The organism is Neisseria benedictiae, from assembly GCF_958267435.1.
In the GTDB taxonomy this organism is placed as follows: domain Bacteria; phylum Pseudomonadota; class Gammaproteobacteria; order Burkholderiales; family Neisseriaceae; genus Neisseria; species Neisseria bergeri.
Genome location: NZ_CATQFV010000049.1, coordinates 38,789 through 62,479 on the forward strand (window position 1 = coordinate 38,789; position 23,691 = coordinate 62,479).

At 51.7% G+C, this 23,691-nt stretch carries 21 protein-coding genes and 2 tRNA genes; 7 read left to right on the forward strand and 16 right to left on the reverse strand.

Annotation, left to right across the window (positions count from 1 at the left end; genetic code table 11):
* Positions 1-48: 48 nt before the first annotated feature.
* From mraY to mraZ, 8 genes are all read right to left on the reverse strand, one after another.
* Complete coding sequence (mraY, locus tag Q3O12_RS04645) at positions 49-1,131, reverse strand: phospho-N-acetylmuramoyl-pentapeptide-transferase (RefSeq protein WP_301669564.1); 1,083 nt, start codon at positions 1,129-1,131, stop codon at positions 49-51.
* Between the two features lie 93 nt (positions 1,132-1,224).
* A complete protein-coding gene (locus Q3O12_RS04650) occupies positions 1,225-1,401 on the reverse strand; it encodes a hypothetical protein (protein ID WP_003676729.1) in 177 nt (58 codons plus the stop codon).
* 2 nt (positions 1,402-1,403) lie between these two features.
* Positions 1,404-2,762 (reverse strand): UDP-N-acetylmuramoyl-tripeptide--D-alanyl-D-alanine ligase, encoded by a 1,359-nt coding sequence (locus Q3O12_RS04655; RefSeq protein ID WP_301669565.1) that lies wholly within the window; start codon positions 2,760-2,762, stop codon positions 1,404-1,406.
* A 64-nt stretch (positions 2,763-2,826) separates the two neighbouring features.
* On the reverse strand, positions 2,827-4,305 hold the full coding sequence (locus Q3O12_RS04660; RefSeq protein ID WP_301669566.1) for a UDP-N-acetylmuramoyl-L-alanyl-D-glutamate--2,6-diaminopimelate ligase: 1,479 nt from the start codon (positions 4,303-4,305) through the stop codon (positions 2,827-2,829).
* 24 nt (positions 4,306-4,329) lie between these two features.
* Positions 4,330-6,078, reverse strand: coding sequence for a peptidoglycan D,D-transpeptidase PBP2 (gene penA / locus Q3O12_RS04665; RefSeq protein ID WP_301669567.1), 1,749 nt, complete (start codon positions 6,076-6,078; stop codon positions 4,330-4,332).
* Positions 6,079-6,138: 60 nt separating this feature from the next.
* Entirely contained in the window at positions 6,139-6,402 is a 264-nt protein-coding gene (ftsL, locus tag Q3O12_RS04670) for a cell division protein FtsL (RefSeq protein ID WP_002220363.1), read from the reverse strand.
* A 23-nt stretch (positions 6,403-6,425) separates the two neighbouring features.
* The gene (gene rsmH, locus Q3O12_RS04675) at positions 6,426-7,385 is read right to left on the reverse strand and encodes a 16S rRNA (cytosine(1402)-N(4))-methyltransferase RsmH (protein ID WP_003750280.1); all 960 of its coding nucleotides are present in this window, start codon (positions 7,383-7,385) and stop codon (positions 6,426-6,428) included.
* Positions 7,382-7,837: a division/cell wall cluster transcriptional repressor MraZ gene (gene mraZ / locus Q3O12_RS04680; RefSeq protein ID WP_211709491.1), complete on the reverse strand. Its 456-nt coding sequence runs from the start codon at positions 7,835-7,837 to the stop codon at positions 7,382-7,384. The genes rsmH and mraZ overlap by 4 nt, the downstream gene beginning before the upstream one ends.
* A 348-nt stretch (positions 7,838-8,185) precedes the next feature.
* Between mraZ and Q3O12_RS04685 the strand changes: the two genes are divergently transcribed.
* The 4 genes from Q3O12_RS04685 to Q3O12_RS04700 all read left to right on the forward strand — a co-directional run bounded on the left by Q3O12_RS04685 (position 8,186) and on the right by Q3O12_RS04700 (position 10,300).
* Positions 8,186-9,334: a class I SAM-dependent methyltransferase gene (locus Q3O12_RS04685; RefSeq protein ID WP_196428677.1), complete on the forward strand. Its 1,149-nt coding sequence runs from the start codon at positions 8,186-8,188 to the stop codon at positions 9,332-9,334.
* A 131-nt stretch (positions 9,335-9,465) separates the two neighbouring features.
* Positions 9,466-9,542 (forward strand) — tRNA-Met (locus Q3O12_RS04690).
* A 6-nt stretch (positions 9,543-9,548) separates the two neighbouring features.
* Positions 9,549-9,624, forward strand: a tRNA-Ala gene (locus tag Q3O12_RS04695).
* A 307-nt stretch (positions 9,625-9,931) separates the two neighbouring features.
* The gene (locus tag Q3O12_RS04700; RefSeq protein ID WP_003712418.1) at positions 9,932-10,300 is read left to right on the forward strand and encodes a hypothetical protein; all 369 of its coding nucleotides are present in this window, start codon (positions 9,932-9,934) and stop codon (positions 10,298-10,300) included.
* A 772-nt stretch (positions 10,301-11,072) separates the two neighbouring features.
* Here the strand turns inward: Q3O12_RS04700 and Q3O12_RS04710 are convergent.
* The 5 genes from Q3O12_RS04710 to Q3O12_RS04730 all read right to left on the reverse strand — a co-directional run bounded on the left by Q3O12_RS04710 (position 11,073) and on the right by Q3O12_RS04730 (position 15,375).
* Positions 11,073-11,894 carry an undecaprenyl-diphosphate phosphatase gene (locus Q3O12_RS04710; protein ID WP_301669568.1) on the reverse strand — a complete coding sequence of 274 codons (822 nt, stop codon included), beginning with the start codon at positions 11,892-11,894 and terminating at the stop codon, positions 11,073-11,075.
* 34 nt (positions 11,895-11,928) lie between these two features.
* Entirely contained in the window at positions 11,929-12,573 is a 645-nt protein-coding gene (locus Q3O12_RS04715) for a thiol:disulfide interchange protein DsbA/DsbL (RefSeq protein WP_301669569.1), read from the reverse strand.
* Between the two features lie 2 nt (positions 12,574-12,575).
* Entirely contained in the window at positions 12,576-13,439 is an 864-nt protein-coding gene (ftsN, locus tag Q3O12_RS04720) for a cell division protein FtsN (protein WP_301669570.1), read from the reverse strand.
* Between the two features lie 105 nt (positions 13,440-13,544).
* On the reverse strand, positions 13,545-15,041 hold the full coding sequence (locus Q3O12_RS04725) for a YifB family Mg chelatase-like AAA ATPase (RefSeq protein ID WP_301669571.1): 1,497 nt from the start codon (positions 15,039-15,041) through the stop codon (positions 13,545-13,547).
* A gap of 13 nt (positions 15,042-15,054) precedes the next feature.
* Positions 15,055-15,375, reverse strand: a complete 321-nt coding sequence (locus Q3O12_RS04730) for an accessory factor UbiK family protein (RefSeq protein WP_301669572.1) — start codon at positions 15,373-15,375, stop codon at positions 15,055-15,057.
* Positions 15,376-15,429: 54 nt separating this feature from the next.
* Between Q3O12_RS04730 and Q3O12_RS04735 the strand changes: the two genes are divergently transcribed.
* The 3 genes from Q3O12_RS04735 (at position 15,430) to putA (ending at position 21,243) form a co-directional block, all read left to right on the forward strand.
* Positions 15,430-15,600, forward strand: a complete 171-nt coding sequence (locus Q3O12_RS04735) for a hypothetical protein (RefSeq protein WP_301669573.1) — start codon at positions 15,430-15,432, stop codon at positions 15,598-15,600.
* A gap of 260 nt (positions 15,601-15,860) precedes the next feature.
* Complete coding sequence (gene putP, locus Q3O12_RS04740; RefSeq protein ID WP_301669574.1) at positions 15,861-17,387, forward strand: sodium/proline symporter PutP; 1,527 nt, start codon at positions 15,861-15,863, stop codon at positions 17,385-17,387.
* A 250-nt stretch (positions 17,388-17,637) separates the two neighbouring features.
* The gene (gene putA, locus Q3O12_RS04745) at positions 17,638-21,243 is read left to right on the forward strand and encodes a bifunctional proline dehydrogenase/L-glutamate gamma-semialdehyde dehydrogenase PutA (RefSeq protein ID WP_301669617.1); all 3,606 of its coding nucleotides are present in this window, start codon (positions 17,638-17,640) and stop codon (positions 21,241-21,243) included.
* Between the two features lie 394 nt (positions 21,244-21,637).
* On the opposite strand, the gene porB is transcribed toward putA, so the two are convergent.
* From porB to Q3O12_RS04760, 3 genes are all read right to left on the reverse strand, one after another.
* Positions 21,638-22,654, reverse strand: a complete 1,017-nt coding sequence (porB, locus tag Q3O12_RS04750) for a trimeric porin PorB (RefSeq protein WP_301669575.1) — start codon at positions 22,652-22,654, stop codon at positions 21,638-21,640.
* A 399-nt stretch (positions 22,655-23,053) separates the two neighbouring features.
* Positions 23,054-23,377, reverse strand: coding sequence for a type II toxin-antitoxin system PemK/MazF family toxin (locus tag Q3O12_RS04755; RefSeq protein ID WP_301669576.1), 324 nt, complete (start codon positions 23,375-23,377; stop codon positions 23,054-23,056).
* Positions 23,365-23,604, reverse strand: coding sequence for an AbrB/MazE/SpoVT family DNA-binding domain-containing protein (locus tag Q3O12_RS04760; protein WP_301669577.1), 240 nt, complete (start codon positions 23,602-23,604; stop codon positions 23,365-23,367). The genes Q3O12_RS04755 and Q3O12_RS04760 overlap by 13 nt, the downstream gene beginning before the upstream one ends.
* Positions 23,605-23,691 lie beyond the last annotated feature (87 nt).

The window sequence follows — 23,691 nt, forward strand, 5'->3', positions numbered from 1 at the left end:
TTATTGCGCGTTCAAATGCCGTCTGAAAGGTGTTCAGACGGCATAGGTTCAGCGGATTTTGAGGGTACTCAAACCGATCAGCACCAAGACGATGGTGATAATCCAAAAGCGGACGACGACTTGGGTTTCTTTCCAGCCTTTTTGTTCGTAGTGGTGGTGGATGGGCGCCATCAGGAAGATGCGTTTTTTGGTTCTCTTATACCAGCCGACCTGAAGCATAACGGATACGGCTTCGACGACAAATAATCCACCCATAATCACTAAAACAAATTCTTGACGGACGATGACGGCGACGGTACCGAGCGCGGCACCTAATGCCAATGCACCGACATCGCCCATAAAGACTTGCGCGGGATAGGCGTTGAACCACAAAAATCCGAGGCACGCGCCGCACATGGCGGTGCAGAATATAGCGACTTCGTTCGCACCGGCGACATAGGGAAGCTGGAGGTATTGGGAAAATTGGTAGTGTCCGCTGGCGTAGGCGAAAATGGCAAGACCGGCGGCAACGAGGACGACGGGGAAGGCGGCAAGGCCGTCCAAGCCGTCGGTAAGGTTGACGGCGTTGGATGTGCCGACGATGGTCAGGTAAGACAACACCAAAAAACCGACCACGCCCAGCGGCAGGGCGATTTGTTTGAAGAACGGGACAATCAAAATATTGTTGGCGGAATTGGCGGCAAGGTAAAACAATGCCAAACCGGCGATAATGGCAACGCTTGACTGCCACACCATTTTGAATTTGGCGGACACGCCGTTGGGGTCTTTATAGACGACTTTGCGCCAGTCGTCGTAAAAACCGAGCGCACCGGTGGCAAGCAGTACGCCCAAGAGAATCCAGATATACGGGTTCGCCCAGTTGCCCCACAACAGGGTGGACACGGTAATGGCAGTCAGAATCAGCGAACCGCCCATCGTCGGCGTGCCGTTTTTGACGAGGTGGGTTTGCGGACCGTCGGTACGGACGGCTTGGCCGACTTTAAGCGCAGTCAGCCTGCGTATCGTCCACGGGCCGAACATCAGGGAAAACGCCAAGGCGGTCAACGCCGCCATGACGGCGCGGAATGTGGTGTATTGAAAAATATTCAGGCCGGTTAACCAGTTGCTGAAATGTGCGAGCCATAAAAACATGGGGCTTCCTTTTTTTGTTTTTGTCGTTACATGGGCTTGCGCCCGTTTGAGGTTGGCTTGCCGCCCGGCAAGGTTTCGGACGGCTTTTGCTGATTAACGTGCAGGGACTTTCTCAATCACGCAAATCGGGTAACTCCCCGGATTTTTGCCGCCGCCCAAGTCTAAACATAAATCTTCATAAAGATACGCCTGCGTCCGCATTCCGGCATAGAACGCGCCGACCAGCGAGGCAATCAGCAATAAGGCTTTAAAAAAACGTCGGCTTTTCATTTTCACTTATCCTCCAATGCCTCGACCACTTCTTCCATCTGCATAAAGCGCGAACCTTTCACCAACACGGTGGCGCGTTCGGGCAAATCGTGGCTCAACACTTGAATCAACGGGTCTTTGGCGGCGAACCACAAACCGTCCGCGCCAAATTTTTCCGCCGCTTCGACGCTGTTGTCGCCGACAAAATAAGCCGCTTCGATGCCTTGGTCGCGGGCATACGCGCCGACTTCGGCGTGCATGGCAGCGGCTTCGTCCTCGCCCAGTTCGCCCATATCGCCCATTACGAAAATACGCGGCGCAGGCATACGCGCCAACACGTCAATTGCAGCCTTCATGCTGTCGGGGTTCGCATTGTAAGTATCGTCAATCAGGGTCGCGCCCTTGATGCCGGATTTGACGTTCAGACGGCCTTTGATATTGCTGAAACCTTTCAAACCTTCCGCCACATCGTTCAAACTCAAACCCGCAGCCAAAGACAGCGCGGCGGCAGCGGCGGCGTTGTGGATATTGTGGCGGCCGGGAACAGGCAGCACCACGGCTGCGCGCTCGTCGCCGCACACCAAATCAAATTCGCACGACAACGGTTTCAGCACGATATTTTCCGCGTGGACATCGCCGCTATCGACGCCGAAAGTGCGCGTATTCAAATTAAGCGTTGCCATTTTGAAGACAGCCATATTGGCATCTTCTTGAGGAATCAGTGCAATGCCGTCTGAACATAAGCCTTGATAAATCTCGCTTTTCGCTTTGGCAATATCGCCCACTCCGTCGAAACCGCAGCCGACATGGGCACGCATGGCGTTGTTAACCAATGCGGCATCAGGTTTGGCGATTTGCGTTAAAACCGCCAGTTCGCCGAAATGATTCATGCCCATTTCAATCACGGCATAGCGGTGTTTTTCGTTTAATTTCAATAAAGTCAGCGGCAGCCCGATATGGTTGTTGAAATTACCCGCAGTCGCCAACACGGCATCATCGCCGAAACGGCGGCGCAATACCGCAGCCAGCATCTCCTTCACCGTCGTCTTGCCGCCTGAACCGGTAATGCCGAACACAAACGGGTTCACATTTTCACGCCACACCTTCGCCAGCGTTTGCAAGGCGGCAAGCGTATCATCGACTTTCAACGCGCCTTTCAAAGCCGCACAATCTTTGCGCGAAACCACAACCGCCGCCGCACCTGCGGCCAATACGTCTTCAACAAAATCATGCGCGTCAAACCGCTCGCCCGCCAATGCGAAAAACACATCGCCTTCCTGAATATCGCGGCTGTCGGTTACGATGCGCGACACGGGTTTGTTTTCAGACGGTATCGGAAGCTTGAGGGCTTGGCAGATGAAATTTAAATCTAGTGGTTTCATGATTTCTTCCGTTTGTTTTTTCAGATGGTTTTAATTAAGACCGCCTGAACATTTTTGATATGGCCTAGCCCAGCTCTGCCAATGCTTTTTCTGCGATTTCAAAATCGGAAAAATGATGCTTCACGCCTTGTACATCCTGATAGTTCTCATGCCCTTTACCGGCAATCAGAATAATGTCGTTTGCGGCGGCACGTTCGACTGCGTATCGGATGGCGGCAGCGCGGTCGGCTTCAACGCATTCGGGCGCAGGTACGGCAGGCAGGATGTCGTTGATGATGTCTTGCGGATTTTCCAAACGCGGGTTGTCGCTGGTAACGACAACTTTATCCGCGCCCTGTACGGCTGCCGCGCCCATCAGCGGGCGTTTGCCTCGGTCGCGGTTACCGCCACAACCGAATACGCACCACAAAGCCGCACCCTGCGGTTTGATTTCCTGCAAGGTGGCGAGTGCTTTTTCCAATGCGTCGGGCGTGTGGGCGTAATCGACAACGACCAAAGGTTTGCCGCTGTTCATAATGCAATCCATACGGCCCGAAGCAGGACGGATTTTTGCCAGCACATCCAATACCTTATCAAGCGGATAGCCGTTAGCGCACAGCAAGGCGATGCAGGCGGCGAGGTTTTGCGCGTTGAACCGTCCGAGCAGGCGCGTGCGGCAGCGACCTTCGCCCCACGGGGTTTGGAATACGGCTTCCATGCCGTCTGAAGAAGCGGTGAAATCGGTAATGCGGATGTCGGCTTGCTCGCTGAAGCCGTAACTGTAAACGGCCAAATCAGGACAGTCTTTTTTCAGACGGCATACGAGTTCCGCGCCGTATTCGTCATCCACGTTGATAATGGCGTGCTTCAAGCCATGCCAGTAAAACAGGCGCGACTTGATGGCACCGTAGGCTTCCATGGTGCCGTGGTAGTCGAGGTGGTCTCGGGTGAGATTGGTAAAGATTGCGCTGCGGAATGGCACGCCGTTGACACGCGATTGGTCAAGGCCGTGGCTGGAGACTTCCATCGCGGCGGCTGTTGCGCCTTGTTGACGGAAACGGTAGAGCAGGGTTTGGACATCGACGGGGGCGGGGGTGGTGTGCGTGGTTTCTTTCAATGCACCCCAAAAGCCGTTGCCGACCGTGCCGATAATGGCGGTTTTTTCTCCCAACAAATCGGCGGCTTGCGCCAGCCATTGTGTGATGGAGGTTTTGCCGTTGGTGCCGGTTACGCCCCAGACTTTGAGGCCGCCTGAAACGTTGCCGTAAACTTGCGCCGCCAACATACCGGCACGGTGTTTCAAATCTTTAATACCTTGATTGGGGACTTTCCATTCAGGATTCCACGCAAATTTGCCGTCGTCGTCCCAAAAAACAAAAGCCGCGCCGTTGGCAATGGCTGCGGGGATATAACTGCGGCCGTCGGTATATTCGCCCTGACAAGCAACGAAAATATCACCTTGTTTAATTTGACGGCTGTCTGAATGCAACAAACGCCCTGCTGCGTTTGCACACAGCAGAGGCGGGATGCCGGTTTCAGCTAAAGGGGTTAACTTGCTGAACATAAAATAATCTCGTTGATACTCGGATTAAGACGGTGTTTTGACGGCTGCAACATTGGTCAGAGGTTTGGTCGGGGAAACGCCCAAGATGTTCAGGCTGCCGCCCATGACTTGCTTGAAGACCGGACCTGCCACTACGCCGCCGTAGTAACCGTTTGCAGTCGGCTCGTCGATGGTTACCGCCACAATCACACGCGGATTTTTGGCAGGAGCAAAACCGATGAAAGTGGCAACGTGTTTGTTATCGACGTAACGCCCGTTGACCAACTTACGCGCCGTACCGGTTTTTGCGCCGACGTCGAAACCATCTACCGCACCCGCCGTACCCGTACCGCCGGGTTCGGTTACAGAAACCATCAACTCACGCACCTGACGTGCGGTCGATGATTTAAATATGCGTTTGCCTTGCGGCGCAACCGCCTGCTTCTCAAAGCTGACCGGCAACAAAACACCGTCATGTGTCAACACGGTATAGGTCCGTGCCAATTGCAGCAGGCTCAACTGCAGACCGTAACCGAAAGACATGGTTGCCTGTTCGATAGGCCGCCATTTTTGCCAATTGCGCAACGCGCCCGCACTTTCTCCCGGAAAACCGGAATGCATACGCACACCGATGCCCAACTCATGATACAAATCATACATTTCTTTCGAACTGAATCGTGCAGACAGTTTGCTTGTACCGACATTGGACGATTTCTGCATGATACCGCGCACATCCAAAGAAGGATAAACATGGGTATCGCGCACCTGAGCCGGACCAATTTTATAAGGCTGCGTATTCAACCTCTCGTTCAAATTGGTTTTATCCGCATCCAGTGCTTTCGCAATGACAAAGGGCTTTATTGCCGAACCGGGCTCGATCATGTCGGTAACGGCACGGTTACGCCTCTGTTCGCTGTCTGCCTGACCGGGTTTGTTGGGCTCATAGGCAGGCGTATTGACCAAGGCGAGGATTTCCCCAGTACGGGCATCCAACACCACCACCGTTCCGGCTTTTGCCTGATGGTATTCGACCGCCTTATTCAACTCTTCATAAGCCAAAGTCTGAATCCTCTGATCCAGAGAAAGAATAATGTCTTTGCCGTTTTGCGGGGCTTTATTGCGCGGGGAGTCCAAGCTATCCACAATATTGCCCTGCCGGTCCCGCAAAACGACTTCCGCGCCGTCTTCGCCATGCAGGCTGTCTTCAAGCGAAAGTTCCAAACCTTCCTGACCTTTGCCGTCAATATCGGTAAATCCGATGACGTGTGCAAACAGGTTGCCCATCGGGTAATGGCGTTTTAATTCTTTTTCAAATACAAAGTTTTCCAAACCCAAGGCTTTAACCTCTTCGGCAACCTTGGGATCGAGCTGCCGCTTAATCCAGATAAACGACTTGCCTTTCTGTTCGAGCTTGTTCCTCAAAACATCAACCGGCACATCGACAAGCTCGGACAGGCGTTCCAATTGTGCGGCAGACGGCATTTCCTTCATATCTTTAGGCACGGCAAACAGGGACTCCGTCGGCGCACTCAACGCCAAAACCGCACCGTTCCGGTCCGAAACCGTACCGCGTGTAGCCGGCAATGTTTGAGTCCGCACAATCCGGTTGTCGCCCTGTTCTTTCAAAAATTCATACGTTACCGTCTGCAGATACAGTCCGCGGGCAATCAAACCGGCAAACAAGACCGCCATTGCCATCAGGACGAAGCTGATCCGTCCGTTACTGGTCATCGGCTTTTTGACCTGCTCTTCTTTGGGCAGCATCCGGGGCTTATATTCGCTCTTAATCAACATTTTTACTTCTCGTTATTATTATCCTGACGCAGGAATCCGATTCCGGCACACAGGCTGCTTCTATCTTTGATGTTCCACCATAAAGGTATTGCCCGAAACCGGCGGATGGAGGTTTTGTTTTTCTGCCGCCGCCCTGATCGCTTCGTGGTTCGCCAAACGCGCCTGTTGCAGCCTCATTTGCGCATAATCCTGCTCCAAGGCGATTTCCTGTTTTTTCGCCTTGTCCAAAGCTGTGAAGTTGAGCCTGTACTGGTTTTGCTGCATCACAACGGAAAAAGCGGAAACACACACCGCAAGCAGCAGAAGGAAATTCAATTTGTTCATTGCCGTTCAGACGTTTTTCTCTGTTATTGTTCCGGTATCGGACCGGCAGTCCGCTCCGCCACACGCAAAACCGCACTTCTCGCCCTCGGATTGGCGGCAATTTCCGCCTCACCCGGCTTTAATGCCCTGCCCACGATTTTCAGGGGCGGCTCGGGCAAATCCGCTTCCCTGACCGCCGCCCAGCGCGGTAGGGGCGCGTGTTGCGAATATTTTTTGACAAACTGCTTCACAATGCGGTCTTCCAACGAATGGAAAGCAATGACCGCCAAACGTCCGCCCTGTTTCAGACGACACATGACCTGCGGCAATACTGCCCCTACTTCTTCAAGCTCGCGGTTAATAAAGATGCGGACCGCCTGGAAAGTACGTGTTGCAGGATCTTGCCCCCGCTCACGAGTACGGACGTTTTGTGCCACGATCTGCGCCAGCTTGCGGGTTGTATCGATTGGACTTTCCGCCCGTTGCGCAACAATGGCGCGCGCAATCTGGCGGCTAAACCGCTCTTCACCATAATTCTTGATTACCTCGTGCAAATCCTGTTCCGACGCAACCGCTATCCACTCTGCGGCAGACATACCGCGCGTCGTATCCATACGCATATCCAAAGGGGCATCGAAACGGAAGCTGAAACCGCGGCTGCCGTCATCGATTTGCGGAGACGAAATCCCCAAATCAAACAACGCACCGTCCACCTTGCCGATACCCAAATCATCCAATGCCGTCTGAAACGAAACAAAACCACCATGCACGACACCGACCCGTTTGTCCGAACGCGCCAGCTCTTCTGCCACAGCAATCGCCTGCGGGTCTTTATCGAAAACAATCAGCCGCCCCGCATCGCCCAAACGCGACAAAATCAGCCGGGAATGCCCTCCCCTGCCGAACGTACCGTCCACATAGATACCGTCTTCGCGCACGGCAAGCGCATCCACCGCCTCATTCAGCAAGACCGTGATATGCCGGTAACTTTCTGCTCCAATCACAATTGCAAATCCGTCTGACTCAACTGGAAGGCAAGTTCGTCAGGATCGTCATCCAAAGCCTGAACCATCTCAGCCTCCCACTGCTCGCGACCCCAAAGCTCCAAACGGTTGGCCCGCCCGACCAGAACAACTTCACGGTCAAAAACCACCCTCTTCCTCAGCCCGGCAGGAACCAATACCCGACCGGCACTATCCCATTCCAAAATTTCCGCGTTATGCAGCAGAAGATTTTGAAACCGTCGTAAAACAGGGTTATCCGCCACTTTTAAGTTCAAAAGTTGCGCCGCGACCTTTTCCCACTCTGCAACAGGATACATCAACAGCTTATGCTTCGACTCGAGCGTTACCACTACGGCAGGCGTATAGAGGCGCGACAGAATATCGCGGAATTTGGCAGGAACCGCCAACCGCCCCTTACTGTCGATGCTTAATTCGTGTGCGCCGCCGAACATAACATGTCCCAAGCCGAAATCAAAATCACAAGGGTAAAAGAGACACTTTGCCCCATAATTCCCCACCAATCGACACTATAAGAAATTTTAAACACTCGGTCAAATCAGGGTATGAAAACTCATTAACATATCTGAAATTTTTATTCCTTTTAAAAACAATAAGATAAAAAATGGCGACAACGGCACGGCGGGTGCGGTACAGAGTGACCGAACCAATAAACAACTATATATGATTAATTTAATAATATAAACACAATATATAGTATTAAGGATAAAGCCATGACAGCACCCGTACCAACGTGTAATATGTCGGGAAATCCAATAAATTTACACAAGCTAACACTTATCATGCCCCTCCCCATCCCCTCTCCCGAAGCACGGCAATCCTCGCTCAAACTGCAAACCCTCATTGCCGAAGAAATCGGCAAACACGGCAACTGGATTCCATTTTCACGTTTTATGGAATTGGTTTTATACACTCCGCAATACGGCTACTACACCGGCGGCAGCCATAAAATCGGTAACGACGGGGATTTTATTACCTCCCCAACCCTTACCCCCCTGTTTGCCCGAACACTGGCGCGCCAACTTCAAGAACTCCTACCCCAAACCGCAGGCAATATCTATGAATTCGGTGCAGGAACCGGTCAACTCGCCGCCGATTTGTTGGGCAGCATTTCGGACGGCATCAACCGTTACTATATTATTGAAATATCGCCGGAGCTGGCAGCTCGCCAGAAAGACCTGATTCAGACCCTCGCACCTCAAGCCGCCCAAAAAATTGTCCACTTATCTGCACTTCCGGAAACATTTGACGGCATCATCATCGGTAACGAAGTACTCGATGCCATGCCTGTCGAAATCATCCGTAAAGATGAAGGCGGCTCATTCGAGCATGTCGGCGTTTGCCTGGATAACGACCGTTTCGCCTATTCGGCAAGACCCTTGAATGACCCGTCGCTGTCAGCTTCGGCTTCCCTTTATTTCCCCCAAACAGATTTCCCCTATACCGGCGAACTGCACCCGCAACAATATGCCTTTATCCGCACCCTTGCCTCAAGGCTTGAACGCGGAGGTATGATATTCATCGACTACGGTTTTGATGCGGCGCAGTATTACCACCCGCAACGCAATCAAGGCACATTGATCGGACACTACCGACACCACGTTATCCACAATCCTTTCGACTTCATCGGATTGGCAGACCTGACCGCACATGTCAACTTTACCGACATTGCACAAGCAGGGACGGATGCCGGATTAGATTTGATAGGTTACCTTCCCCAATCCCATTTCTTATTGAACCTGGGCATTACCGAGCTATTGGCACAGACGGGGAAAACGGATTCGGCAGCCTATATCCGTGAAGCCGCCGCTGTTCAAAAACTAATCGATCAACATGAAATGGGAGAATTGTTTAAAGTCATCGCATTCGGTAAAAATATCAATATTGATTGGACAGGATTTTGTTTTGGCGACATCTGCCACAAACTCTAATCCTCATGCCGTCTTAACCATTTTCAGACGGCATAAAATTTTTAATATTTAAAAACAGGACACTAATTTAAAATTAGAAAATACGGCTTGTCAAAAAAACAAAAAAACATATAATAGCGACTTCACGAAACGGCGAATTAGCTCAGTCGGTTAGAGCAGAGGAATCATAATCCTTGTGTCCGGGGTTCGAATCCCTGATTCGCCACCATATTTCGGGGGTATAGCTCAGTTGGTAGAGCGCTTGCATGGCATGCAAGAGGTCAGCGGTTCGATCCCGCTTACCTCCACCAGATAAAAAAGCACAGACCGTAAAAAGGTATGTGCTTTTTTATTTTGTTTTTTTATTTCGGCTGTGTTTAAATACCTGCCCGATTCCATCCCTTTGCAAGGGAAAGCCGTATTTCCGTTTGTGCAGAAATCGACCCCATTAAATAAAATGGCATTTGTACGGCTAATTAGAGCTACATCAACGGAATATTAAAACACAGCCTTTTATTTTCAATCCTTAGATAAAGGGAAAATTAAAATAGTTAACCCTAAAACGTATAATAAAACAAATGAAAAAGCAACTATCTTATATAAATGAAAGGATTATTTATGGATGAGTTATCAAATTTGCGTTGGTCTGTTGTTGCCATGACTCAAGATCCTGATACTCAGAAAAAAATTACAGGATCTAGGCATACTGCTGGGGAGGAAATTGTTTTGGAATTCACTGATGCATTTGAAGAGTGTTTAGATAAAGGAAGTATCTTGACAACTAGACAAAAAGAAATGCTATTAAATTTAAATGCATATATATCTAGCATTAGTGGAGATGGATTCGATTTCATTTGGCTTGATGAATCAGGATTATATAGTCAGGAATGGGGAAATATACGTACATTAGCCAAGCAGGTGCTTAAAGAGTTTGGTTGGGAAAATATTTGTGCTTCTCCCTTGTATGAGAAAATATATATAAAATAAAAATTAGAGCTTAATTGCAAAAACGAAGAAACATCATAGGCCAAAAGCTAAATCGACAGCCTGAAAGCCGGCGGCGACATCAATATCCGCAGCCGCGAGGGCGACATTACCGTCCAAGGCAGCAACATTGATAAACCGGCAAACAGGCTTAATTGAATGAGATTATTGTGGCAAATGCCGTCTGAAACGGCTTTTAATCGGGTTTAAAACTTATTTCGGCATATGTTTGCCGGAGGCGGTAAAAAACCGCCCCGAGGCGGGGCGGTACAGGCTAAATAAGGGAGAATAAAATCTTGAATATGCAGAGATAGGGAAGAACCCACAACCACCGCTGCCGGCGGCAGAAGAACCACATACCGAATAATGCCGTACAAAGTATCAAAACAAAAAACCCGTCTCCCATAACGAGCGTTCGGACAATCTCTTTGTCCGCCGATACCCAATAGGCGGTAAACGGCAGGCAGTACAGGTAGGCATGCCATTTGCGGTTTACTGTCAACCTGTTCGCAAGCAGTTGGATCAGTTGGATAAATTCCATGATTCTCTCCGGCATATTGCGTTTAAATGCCCATCAAAGCCATTTCGAGGCGGCTTCTCCAGTTCAAAGCCGCTGTAACGATGCAACTGCGGTAACATTGATTAGTTAGTGCAATAGAAAGTATTTTCTTTTAAACTCTGAAACAAATCAGGGTACTGATTAATCTAACATCATCTCTCTGCCGTCCGACATAAATCCGACCCGAAAATATATTCTCAAACCGGATACATGACTTTATTCCCAACTTATCCAGCCTGACAGCCACAATATAATGATGGCAATACCAAAAACAATACGGTAATAGGCAAACGGGATATAGTTTTTTTTGGAAACAAACTTCAGCAGTGCTTTGACCGCTACTAAACCGGAAACAAAAGCGGCAATAAAGCCTATCAGAATCAAACCGACATCATGCAGGGTGAAAAACCGGTAATGTTTCAGGACATCATAAGCCGTTGCTGCAACCATCATCGGAACGGCCAAGAAAAATGAAAACTCCGTTGCCGTTTTCCGCTCGATTCCCCAAAGCATCCCGCCCATAATCGTACTACCCGAACGGGACGTACCCGGAACCAGTGCAAACACTTGGGCAACGCCGATCATCAACGCATCAATCGGACGCAATGCATCAACATCGGCAATTTTAGGCTCTGCTCGGCTTTGGCGTTTCTCCACCCACAAAATAAAAAAACCGCCCAAAACCAGCATGACTGCAACACTCAAGGGGTTAAACAGATACTCTTTGATTTGTTTGCCGAACAACAGCCCCATCACGGCGGCAGGTATAAAAGCAATGGCAAGATTGAGGACGAAACGGTTGGCTTTCCGGTCTTTTCCTAAGCCGTGCAACACATTGCTGAAACGCTGCCGGTATTCAAACACTACTGCCAAAACTGCACCGAGCTGGATGGCAATTTCAAAAACCTTGTGATTGCTGTGAAAACCAATCAGATTGCCGAACACAATCAAATGCCCGGTGCTGGAAATAGGCAGGAATTCGGTAAAACCTTCTACCAAACCCATCATCAGGGCTTTCAGGACAATCATAAAATCCATTGCTTGGTTTCTTTCAGGTGTATGATGGATAAGGTTATTTTTGCGTAGAACGGTTTGACAGTTTGCGTTCTTCCCTGACTTTGGCAACCAATTCTTTAATCGTATGAACGCCGCCGTCAAAGCCATTATTGAAGATAACGCGGTATTTTCCGCCGACAATAACGGTCGGCGTGCTGTCAATACCGTATTGTTCCGTCAGTTTCTGCATTTTTAATGCTGCGGCGGCGGCCTCGGGAGAATCATAGGCGCACATCAGTTTTTTGCCGTCAAAGCCTTTTTGAGACAAAGCCCATTTTCCGGCAACCGACCTGTTTTCCAAGCGGATTTTTTGTTCGTAAACTGCTTTAAACACGGCAGGGTTTGCCTGATATTTCAAACCTGACAAATTGACGGCGGCCGCCATTCTGGCCAATCCGAGCATTTCAGGCCGCCAAACCACGTGTTCCGTCCTCAAATAGGCATCAGACGGCAATGCCTTGCCCAGCTTCAATAACAAGGGGTCGAAATGATGGCAATGTACGCAAAAATAGTCGAAAAATTCCAAAACTTCGATTTTTCCCGATTGTTGCTGCGGGACATGCTTATCCAAAACAATATAGTCTTCCCCCTCCGTCAGGGCATATGCCTGTGCGGACAACACTGCCGACAGCAACAGCGGCAACAGATGTTTGAGCTTCATAATTATTTGCCTTCAATAGCACGGATCAGGCTGGCAACCCCGTGCTTTTTCAAATCGTCCTGCATTTTTTTCACCGCATCGGCAGACATATTGCCGCTTTGCACCCGGTAAAGCGTTTTATGTCCCGCCTGATAGCCGACCACTTTGGAAGGCACGCCCAAAATTGCCAGTCTGGCACGCTGCCCTTCCGCGCTCTGACGGTCGGCATACGCGCCCATTTGCAGATAATGCGTTGCTTCCGCCTTGGCGGGCGTGTTCGGCTTCTGCCCTTCTTTGGCGGCGGCACTGCGCGCTTTTTCGATGCTGCCGCTGTTGAGGATTTGTTCCGGGGTCGGTTTGGGTGCAACTTTTTCCTTTTCCGCCTTTTTCTCTTCTTTTGAAGCTTTTTTCTCTGTTTCTTTAGACGGTTTTACCGCTTGTTTTTTAACCGTTTCGGCATCTTTCTTCTGCGCTTTTTCCCCAACGGTTTGTTCACGCTCTTCCGTCAGTGCTTTCTTGCGCACTGCCTGTCCGTCCGACTTTTCCCGCTCCGACTCGCCCGCCTTTTCCTCAACCTCGTCGGCTTTGTCGGCAACGGGCTGCTTGTCGGCAGCTTTTTCCGCATCCGACTGCTCTGCCTCTTTCGCAGCATCCAGTTCGGACAAGGCGTTTTGATCGGCCGGTTCAGGTTGGATGTCTTCCTTAGGCTGGTTTTTCGGTTTCAGGATTTCCGTTTCTGCAGGCTGCTTCGACGGAATCGGGATTTTGAACGCATTTTGACCGCTCTGGTTCAGATAAAACAAAATACCGACAATAATGACCGTTGCCAGTATCAAACCGAAGAAAAAACCGGACAGACCTTTTCCGGATTGGGAAAATTTGTTCATAAACATACCTTAATGTGTTTCAGACGGCATTAACGCCGTTTGCTTACGGGCGGATATTCTAACAATATCGCCATATTTGGGCAAAACCTGCTTCCATTCCCGTTCCTATAAAGCACGGCGGAAACCTATGGCTTTCATGACGTGGCTTCTGCCGACTTCTTCGTCGCCCGACAGGTCTGCCAGCGTCCGTGCAACACGCATGATGCGGTGAAAACTGCGGGCGGAAAGAGACAATTTTTCCAGCAGGCTGCCCAAGGCTTCCTGCGCTTCTTTTTGGATGCGGGCGGACGTGTCGAGTTCACTGACACTCAAGGCGGCATTCACTTTGCCTTGCCGCGCGTATTGTTTGTCGCGGGCGACGATCACGCGCGCCAACACGCGTGCGCTGCTTTCCCCTGCTTCCTGCTGCATCAGTTCGGCGGCGGACAGGCTGGGGACTTCGATGGTCAAATCGATGCGGTCAAGCAGCGGACCGGAAATCTTGCTGCGGTAACGCGCGACGCTTTCGGGCGTGCAGCGGCAGGGCTTGACGGGATGCCCGAGATAACCGCACGGACAAGGGTTCATGGCGGCGACAAGCTGGAATTTCGCCGGATAGACGGCTTGACGCGCCGCGCGGGAAATGTGGATTTCGCCGTTTTCCAAAGGTTCGCGCAAAACTTCTAAAACTTTGCGGTCAAACTCGGGCAGCTCGTCCAAAAACAAAACGCCGTGATGCGCCAATGAAATTTCGCCCGGACGCGGATCGGAACCGCCGCCGACCATGGCTGCCGAACTGGCACTGTGGTGCGGGCTGCGGAAAGGACGGTGGCTGTCGAGTTGTTGTTGGTGGTTGGGCAGGAGCGAACGCAACGCCCATACTTCGACCAATTCGTCTTCGGTCAAAGGCGGCAGAATACCGGGCAGCCGTTGGGAAAGCATGGATTTGCCCGTTCCCGGCGGCCCCATCATCAAGAGGCTGTGTCCTCCTGCGGCAGCGATCTCCAAAGCAAGGCGGGCAGTATGTTGACCCTTGACATCAATGAGGTCTGGCAGTTTGGCGTTTTCAGACGGCATCTGAGGAACTTGGTATTCGGTTTGCGCCAAAGGTTCGATACCGTTCAAATGGGCGGCGACTTCGCCCAAAGAGCGCGCGCCGTAAACGGTAATGCCGCGCATTACGGCGGCTTGTTCTGCGTTTTCTTCAGGCAAAACAAATGCACGTTTTGCCTGCATACCCTGCCACGCCATCGCCAACGCGCCGCGCACGGGGCGCAACATACCGGAAAGCGCCAACTCGCCGGCAAACTCGTATTGCGCGAGCTTTTCAGGTGCGATTTGTCCGGATGCGGCGAGGATGCCCAATGCAATCGGCAGGTCGAAACGTCCTGATTCTTTGGGCAGGTCGGCCGGGGCGAGGTTGACGGTGATTTTTTTGGCGGGAAAGTCGAAACCGCTTTGGATGATGGCGGCGCGCACGCGGTCGCGGCTTTCTTTGACTTCGGTATCGGGCAATCCGACGATATTGAAATGAGGCAGGCCGTTGGCAAGATGGGCTTCTACTTCAACCAACGGCGCATTCATGCCGCTCAAGGCGCGGCTGTAAACCAAGGCAAGCGACATGTTTCAGACGGCCTTATTCGACAGCTTCGGTTTGTTGTTTGATTTCTGCAACAGCTTCTTCCGCAGCAGCTTCGGCGGCTTTCAAAGCAGCTTCTTCAGGCTCTTGAGCGGCTTCGAGTTTCGCCAGTCGCTCTTCCAAAGCTGCCAGTTTGGTACGGGTTTTAATCAAAACCTGCTGCTGGATGTCGAATTCTTCGCGTGTGACCAAATCCATACGGTTGAACGCACTGCCCAACATAGCTTTAATATTTTTTTCCATATCTTTGGCAGGGCTGTTGGCGATGGTTTCGCTAATCTTCGAGCCGACTTCCTCAAAAAGCTGTTTGCCGAACATAATCTGTATCCTTCCTGAACATATTAAATTCAAACGGCTATTGTATAAGGAAAAATGCCGTCTGAAAACGGGCGGCAGGTTATCCGCGGTAAATCTGCCTCACTTCCTTTGCAGTTTCTAAATTACACTTCAAGACACCTGCCGGCAGAAAACGGATTTCATATTCAGCACCCCTTTTTGACTACAAGACACTACAAAATAACATACTGTTTTAAAAATATTTAATGCCGAGAGATGGATTTTCCTCATCTTTTTTGAACCATAAATGCTTTGCAAACAAAAAAATTTGGGTTATGCTGAGTCAAATTATTTACAATTTCATATAGTTTCATTACATATCTTGTTGTGATTGAAAATAATTTATCCGAATATCTTTACAGATTCCCCGGATTTTCCGTTGTACTTTTATTAGAAAAACATTTCAGGCATGAGTTGCTTGCAATTTCAAAGCCTGTAATTTTGAAGTTTTAGACGAGGAATAGCACATGAATCCCATGTACATTACTTTTGCAATCTATCTGATCGCAGTCCTTCTGATCGGACTTGCCGCCTATTTTTCTACGCGCAATTTCGACGATTACATTTTGGGGGGGCGCAGCTTGGGCCCGTTTGTTACCGCGATGTCGGCGGGTGCGTCCGATATGTCGGGCTGGCTTTTGATGGGGCTGCCCGGCGCGATTTATTTGAGCGGTTTAAATGAAGCGTGGATTGCCATCGGCTTGGTGATCGGCGCATATTTCAACTGGCTTTTGGTGGCAGGCCGTCTGCGCGTACATACCGAATATGCCAACAATGCACTGACCCTGCCGGATTATTTCTTCCACCGCTTCGGCGCAGGCGGACACTTGATGAAAGTGGTTTCCGCACTAATTATCTTGTTTTTCTTCACAATTTATTGCGCCTCGGGCATTGTGGCGGGCGCAACCCTGTTCCAAAGCCTGTTTGAAGGTATGACTTACAATCAGGCAATGTGGCTGGGTGCGGGCGCGACCATCGCCTATACCTTCTTGGGCGGCTTCTTGGCGGTAAGCTGGACGGATACGCTGCAGGCTTCTTTGATGATTTTCGCGCTGATTTTAACGCCGGTGATGGTCTATCTGGGCTTGGGCGGCGCGGAACAAATGTCTGCCGCGATTCAAAGCGTCGCCGCAGGCACGGGCAAAGAATACGGCAGCCTGTTTGCCGGTACGACCGTCATCGGCATCATTTCCACCGCCGCCTGGGGCTTGGGCTATTTCGGACAGCCGCACATTTTGGCGCGCTTTATGGCCGCCGAAAGCGCGAAATCGCTGGTATCCGCACGCCGCATCGGTATGACTTGGATGGCGTTGTGCCTTGCAGGCGCGGTAGCGGTCGGTTATTTCGGCATTGCGTATTTCGGCGCAAACCCCGACAAAGTTTCTTCTATGAGCGGCAACCACGAACGCATCTTCATCGCGCTTTCTACTTTGCTGTTCAACCCTTGGATTGCCGGCATTATTTTGAGCGCGATTTTGGCAGCGGTGATGTCCACCCTGTCCTGCCAGCTTTTGGTTTGCTCCAGCGCGATTACCGAAGACTTCTACAAAGGCTTTTTGCGTAAAAACGCGCAACAGTCGGAATTGGTATGGGTCGGCCGCCTGATGGTCTTGGCGATTGCCGTCATTTCCATCCTGATTGCCTCCAACCCCGACAGCAAAGTATTGGGCTTGGTTTCTTATGCGTGGGCAGGTTTCGGCGCGGCGTTCGGCCCGATTGTGATCCTGTCCGTATTGTGGAAACGCATCACTGCCTACGGCGCGTTGTCGGGTATGGTTGCAGGCGCGTTAACCGTTGTCGTGTGGGCGGAATGGGTGAAAAAACCGGCTCAAGCGGCAGGCGAAAGCGGCTTGTTGACGATGTACGAAATCGTGCCGGGCTTTATTGTCTGCTTAATCATTGCCGTGTTGGTTTCTCTGTTCAACAAAGAACCTTCCCGAGAAATCCAAGAACGTTTTGAAAAAGCCGACGCAGACTACCGCGCCACCCGATAAACCCCTTTCAGACGGCACGGCATCCCGGTTCGTGCCGTCTGAACCCGTTTCCGGGTCAAACACAAATAAACCTTGCCTGCATACAGGCCTTATTTGTGTTTTACCCGTTTCATTTTCAAAGAAACGGAAGCACCTACCCTGCCCGCATTTGAAGCCTTGTATTTCATCTGCGGATTTATTACGATATTACCGTACTCAGGCCGCACCGATGCCGTCTGAACCCCCCGAAAAACTTTGGAGAATCCAAAAAATGTTTCATTTTGCATTTCCGGCACAAACTGCCCTGCGCCAAGCGATAACCGATGCCTACCGCCGTAATGAAATCGAAGCCGTACAGGATATGCTGCAACGTGCACAGATGACCGACGAAGAACGCCAAGCCGCCTCCGAGCTTGCCCGCCGTTTGGTTACCCAAGTCCGCGCCGGCCGCACCAAAGCCGGCGGCGTGGATGCGCTGATGCACGAGTTCTCACTCTCCAGCGAAGAAGGCATCGCGCTGATGTGTCTGGCGGAAGCCCTGCTGCGTATTCCCGACAACGCCACGCGCGACCGCCTGATTGCCGACAAAATCTCCGAAGGCAACTGGAAAAGCCATCTGAACAACAGCCCTTCCCTCTTCGTCAACGCCGCCGCCTGGGGCCTGCTGATTACCGGCAAACTGACCGCCACAAACGACAAACAGATGAGTTCCGCACTCAGCCGCCTGATCAGCAAAGGCGGCGCACCGCTCATCCGCCAAGGCGTGAATTACGCCATGCGCCTCTTGGGCAAACAGTTCGTCACCGGACAGACCATTGAAGAAGCCCTGCAAAACGGCAAAGAACGCGAAAAAATGGGCTACCGCTTCTCCTTCGATATGTTGGGCGAAGCCGCATACACTGAAGAAGACGCCAACCGCTACTATAACGACTACGTTCAAGCCATTCACGCCATCGGCAAAGATGCGGCAGGACAAGGCGTTTACGAAGGCAACGGCATTTCCGTCAAACTCTCCGCCATCCATCCGCGCTACTCGCGCGCCCAACACGGCCGCGTGATGGGCGAACTGTTGCCGCGCCTGAAAGAGCTGTTCCTTTTGGGTAAAAAATACGATATCGGTATCAACATCGATGCCGAAGAAGCCAACCGTCTGGAGCTGTCTTTGGATTTGATGGAGGCACTCGTTTCCGATCCCGATTTGGCAGGCTACAAAGGTATCGGTTTCGTTGTCCAAGCCTACCAAAAACGTTGTCCGTTCGTTATCGACTACCTGATCGACCTTGCTCGCCGCAACAACCAAAAACTGATGATCCGTTTGGTTAAAGGTGCATACTGGGACAGCGAAATCAAATGGGCGCAAGTGGACGGCTTGAACGGCTATCCGACCTACACCCGCAAAGTCCACACCGACATCTCCTACCTCGCCTGCGCGCGCAAACTGCTTTCCGCGCAAGATGCCGTCTTCCCGCAATTTGCCACCCACAACGCCTACACTTTGGGCGCGATTTACCAGATGGGCAAAGGCAAAGACTTTGAACACCAATGCCTGCACGGTATGGGCGAAACCCTGTACGACCAAGTCGTCGGCCCGCAAAACTTAGGCCGCCGCGTGCGCGTGTACGCCCCGGTCGGCACACACGAAACCCTGCTCGCCTACTTGGTGCGCCGCCTGTTGGAAAACGGTGCGAACTCTTCTTTCGTCAACCAAATCGTCGATGAAAACATCAGCATCGACACGCTCATCCGCAGCCCGTTCGACACCATCGCCGAACAAGGCATCCACCTGCACAACGCCCTGCCGCTGCCGCGCGATTTGTACGGCAAATGCCGTCTGAACTCGCAAGGCGTGGACTTGAGCAACGAAAACGTATTGCAGCAGCTTCAAGAACAGATGAACAAAGCCGCCGCGCAAGACTTCCACGCCGCATCCATCGTCAACGGCAAAGCCCGCGATGTCGGCGAAGCGCAACCGATTAAAAACCCTGCCGACCACGGCGATGTTGTCGGCACAGTCAGCTTTGCCGATGCCGCGCTTGCCCAAGAAGCAGTTGGCGCAGCCGTTGCCGCGTTCCCCGAATGGAGTGCGACACCTGCCGCCGAGCGCGCCGCCTACCTGCGCCGTTTCGCCGACCTGCTCGAACAGCACACCCCCGCGCTGATGATGCTTGCCGTGCGCGAAGCAGGCAAAACGCTGAACAACGCCATTGCCGAAGTGCGCGAAGCCGTCGATTTCTGCCGCTACTACACAAACGAAGCCGAACACACCCTGCCCAAAGATGCCAAAGCCGTCGGCGCGATTGTCGCCATCAGCCCGTGGAACTTCCCGCTCGCCATCTTTACCGGCGAAGTCGTGTCCGCATTGGCGGCAGGCAACACCGTTATCGCCAAACCCGCCGAACAAACCAGCCTGATTGCCGGTTATGCCGTTTCCCTCATGCACGAAGCCGGCATCCCGACTTCCGCCCTGCAACTCGTCCTCGGCGCAGGCGACGTGGGTGCGGCATTGACCAACGATGCCCGCATCGGCGGCGTAATTTTCACCGGCTCGACCGAAGTGGCGCGCCTGATCAACAAAGCCCTTGCCAAACGCGGCGACAATCCCGTCCTGATTGCCGAAACCGGCGGACAAAACGCCATGATTGTCGATTCCACCGCACTTGCCGAACAAGTCTGCGCCGACGTATTGAACTCCGCCTTCGACAGCGCGGGACAACGCTGCTCCGCCCTGCGTATCTTGTGCGTCCAAGAAGACGTTGCCGACCGTATGCTCGACATGATCAAAGGCGCGATGGACGAACTCGTCGTCGGCAAACCGATTCAGCTCACCACCGATGTCGGCCCCGTCATCGATGCCGAAGCGCAGCAAAACCTGTTGAACCACATCAACAAAATGAAAGGCGTTGCCAAGTCTTACCACGAAGTCAAAACCGCTGCCGATGTCGATTCCGAAAAATCCACGTTCGTTCGCCCCATCCTGTTTGAATTGAACAACCTCAACGAACTGCAACGCGAAGTCTTCGGCCCCGTCCTGCACGTCGTCCGCTACCGCGCCGACGAACTCGACAGCGTCATCGACCAAATCAACAGCAAAGGCTACGCCCTGACCCACGGCGTACACAGCCGCATCGAAGGCACGGTACGCCACATCCGCAGCCGCATCGAAGCCGGCAACGTTTACGTCAACCGCAACATCGTCGGCGCAGTCGTCGGCGTACAGCCCTTCGGCGGACACGGTCTGTCCGGCACAGGTCCCAAAGCAGGCGGTTCGTTCTACCTGCAAAAACTGACCCGCGCCGACGAATGGGTTGCCCCGACCCTGAGCCAAATCGGACATGCGGACGAAGCCGCGCTCAAACGCCTCGAAGCACTGGTTCACAAACTGCCGTTCAATGCCGAAGAGAAAAAAGCCGCAGCGGCCGCTTTGGGACACGCCCGCATCCGCACCCTGCGCCGTGCCGAAACCGTCCTTACCGGCCCGACCGGCGAGCGCAACAGCATCTCATGGCACGCGCCAAAACGCGTTTGGATACACGGCGGCAGCACGGTTCAAGCCTTTGCCGCACTGACCGAACTTGCCGCCTCCGGCGTACAGGCAGTGGTCGAACCCGACAGCCCGCTGGCTTCCTACACCGCCGACTTGGAAGGTCTGCTGCTGGTCAACGGCAAACCCGAAACCACCGGCATCAGCCACGTTGCCGCCCTGTCGCCTTTGGACAGCGCGCGCAAACAGGAACTTGCCGCCCACGACGGCGCACTCATCCGCATCCTCCCTTCGGAAAACGGACTCGACATCCTGCAAGTGTTTGAAGAAATCTCTTGCAGCGTCAACACCACAGCCGCCGGCGGCAACGCCAGCCTGATGGCGGTTGCCGACTGATTTTGCCAATCGGAAATGCCGTCTGAAAACCTTTCAGACGGCATTTTTGATGCACTTACCGTTTACAGGCGCAGGGCGGGCGTAAGAAAATACCTGAACCGTCATTCCCGATAACACCGTCATCTTGAAACCCGTCATTCCCGCGCAGGCGGGAATCTAGGTCTGTCGGTGCGGAAACTTATCGGGTAAAACGGTTTCTTCAACCCTGCGTCCTGGATTCCCACTTTCGTGGGAATGACGGAATGCAGGTTCGTGGGAATGACGGGATCAGGTTTCCGTGCGGACAAATACCTGCGCGGGAATGACGGCATATTTTTGCATTTTATAAAAAAGACTAAAAATAGAAAAAAGCCTGTCTGACGACAGGCTTTTTGTTGATACCAATCTTTGCAGATTAGAATTTGTGGCGCAGACCGACGGTGCTGGCAGTCGATACGGTTTTGTTTGCGCCTTTGCCTTCTTGCAACCAGCCGGCAGAAACCAAGGCAGAAGTGCGTTTGGAGAAGTCGTATTCCGCACCGACGATAACTTGGTCGTAACGGTTGTCGCCGTCTGCTTTAGCAACAGTGCCTTTGAAGCCGTGGGCGTAAGAAACGCGGGGCGTTACGTTGCCGAAGCGGTATGCCACGGTAGCGGCAACTTCGGTTTGAGAGTTGTGCGAATTGTTGGAAGTATCAGCCAATTTCGCATCTTGTTGCTGTACGGCTACGGAAGCGTACAGGGCATCGTTGTCGTAACCGCCGACCAAACGGTGAACTTGCAGTTTTTCAACAGGCTCGCCGACTGTGGCTTTAGTGCCTTCGCCGTGTCTTTGGAACAAGCCGGCGTATTGTGCGAAGAAGCCGCTGTTTTGGTAGTTCAAACCGACGTGGTAAGATTCGCCGTTTGCACCTGAATTGTCTTTAGGCGCGTATTGGACGCTGCCGCTGAAGCCGGCAAATTCGGGAGAATCGTAACGTACGGATGCGTAGCGGTGTTCCGGAGCGGAGATTTTGCTGACTTGCAGTACATTTTCGGTGTTAGAACCGGAATCCCAAGCGTTGACGTTGTCGCCGGCGTCTTTCAGGACGCTGTTCAGGTGACCGGCTCGGACGGTACCGAAGCCGCCTTTCAAACCGATGAAGGATTGGCGGTTGCCCCAGCCGCTGTCAGTACCGGCGATGGAGGCTTTTTGTTCCAACTGCCAAATGGCTTTCAGTCCGTTGCCGAAATCTTCTTGACCTTTGAAGCCGATTTTTGAACCGAAGTCGGCGATTTCGCTGCCGGTTTTCACTTCAGTTACTTTGCCTTCTGCATGTTTTACAGTGCGGTAAGTTTCTACGCCGGCTTTGATGGTGCCGTACAGGGTAACATCAGCCATTGCTGCAACAGGCAGGGCAGCCAGTGTCAGGGCAATCAGGGATTTTTTCATTGCTGTATTCCTTTTCATAGTTAAGAAATTTAAGCAGACCAAACTTTCCAATCCGCTTAGGCTTTACTTCTACCGCCGATGTCGGCGATTCCATGTCTGAAACTATAAATGTTCCTGCCTGAAAAAACAAACTTCTGCCTGTTTTTGTGTGGAATCCGATGTGTATTTTGAAGGGCGGATAGCGATATTATGGGTATTTTTTGTTTTATAACATATAGTTATTTTAAATTTTTAAGATTTGCATTTTTACAACACTTGCTCGGGAGGGTATTGGAGGGCATTGCAAACCGGGGGTTATAAAAACAGCAAAAACCGCACACGCGGTTTCTTTCGGAACGAGCGGATGTGAAATCCGACCCTGCGGCAGGATAATGAACACAATCAATTCAGACTATTCAATCAGGCAAACATTTCCTGCAATACTGCAAACAGTTTTTCAGCCGTACTGTTGTCTAAATTTCCAAGATGCTTGACCAATCCGGCTTTATCCACAGCCCTAATCTGTTCGGGCAAAAGCAAACCGTCTTTATCCTGAAAGCGGACATTGACGCGGAACGGGGCAGGACGGCTTCCGCTCGCCATAGGAACAATCAGCACAGTCTTGAGATAGTTGTGTATTTCAGGAGGAGATACTACGACACAAGGACGTGTCTTTTTGATTTCGCTTCCTACGGTCGGGTCTAAGGAGACCAGATAGATTCCGCCGCGTACTACCATATCCATTCTTTATCCGCTTCGTTTTCAATTTCGGAAAAAAAATGCTCCTGCTCGGTTTCGACAAGCATTGCGGCAGCTTCTGCCCATCCCCTGCGAACGGTAGGACAGCTTAAAATAATATTGCCCTTTTCAACTGTAACAGCCAAGCTGTCCACTGCCCCTATTTGACCCAATAATGATTTGGACAGAATCACTCCTTGCGAGTTTCCCATTTTGCGTATGTTGAGAATCATATACGTACCATATTTACCAGTTTATGTAATAACAATGTCATTACTTTGATGAGGTAGTGTCAACATTGAAAAAGATTGCCTGACAGT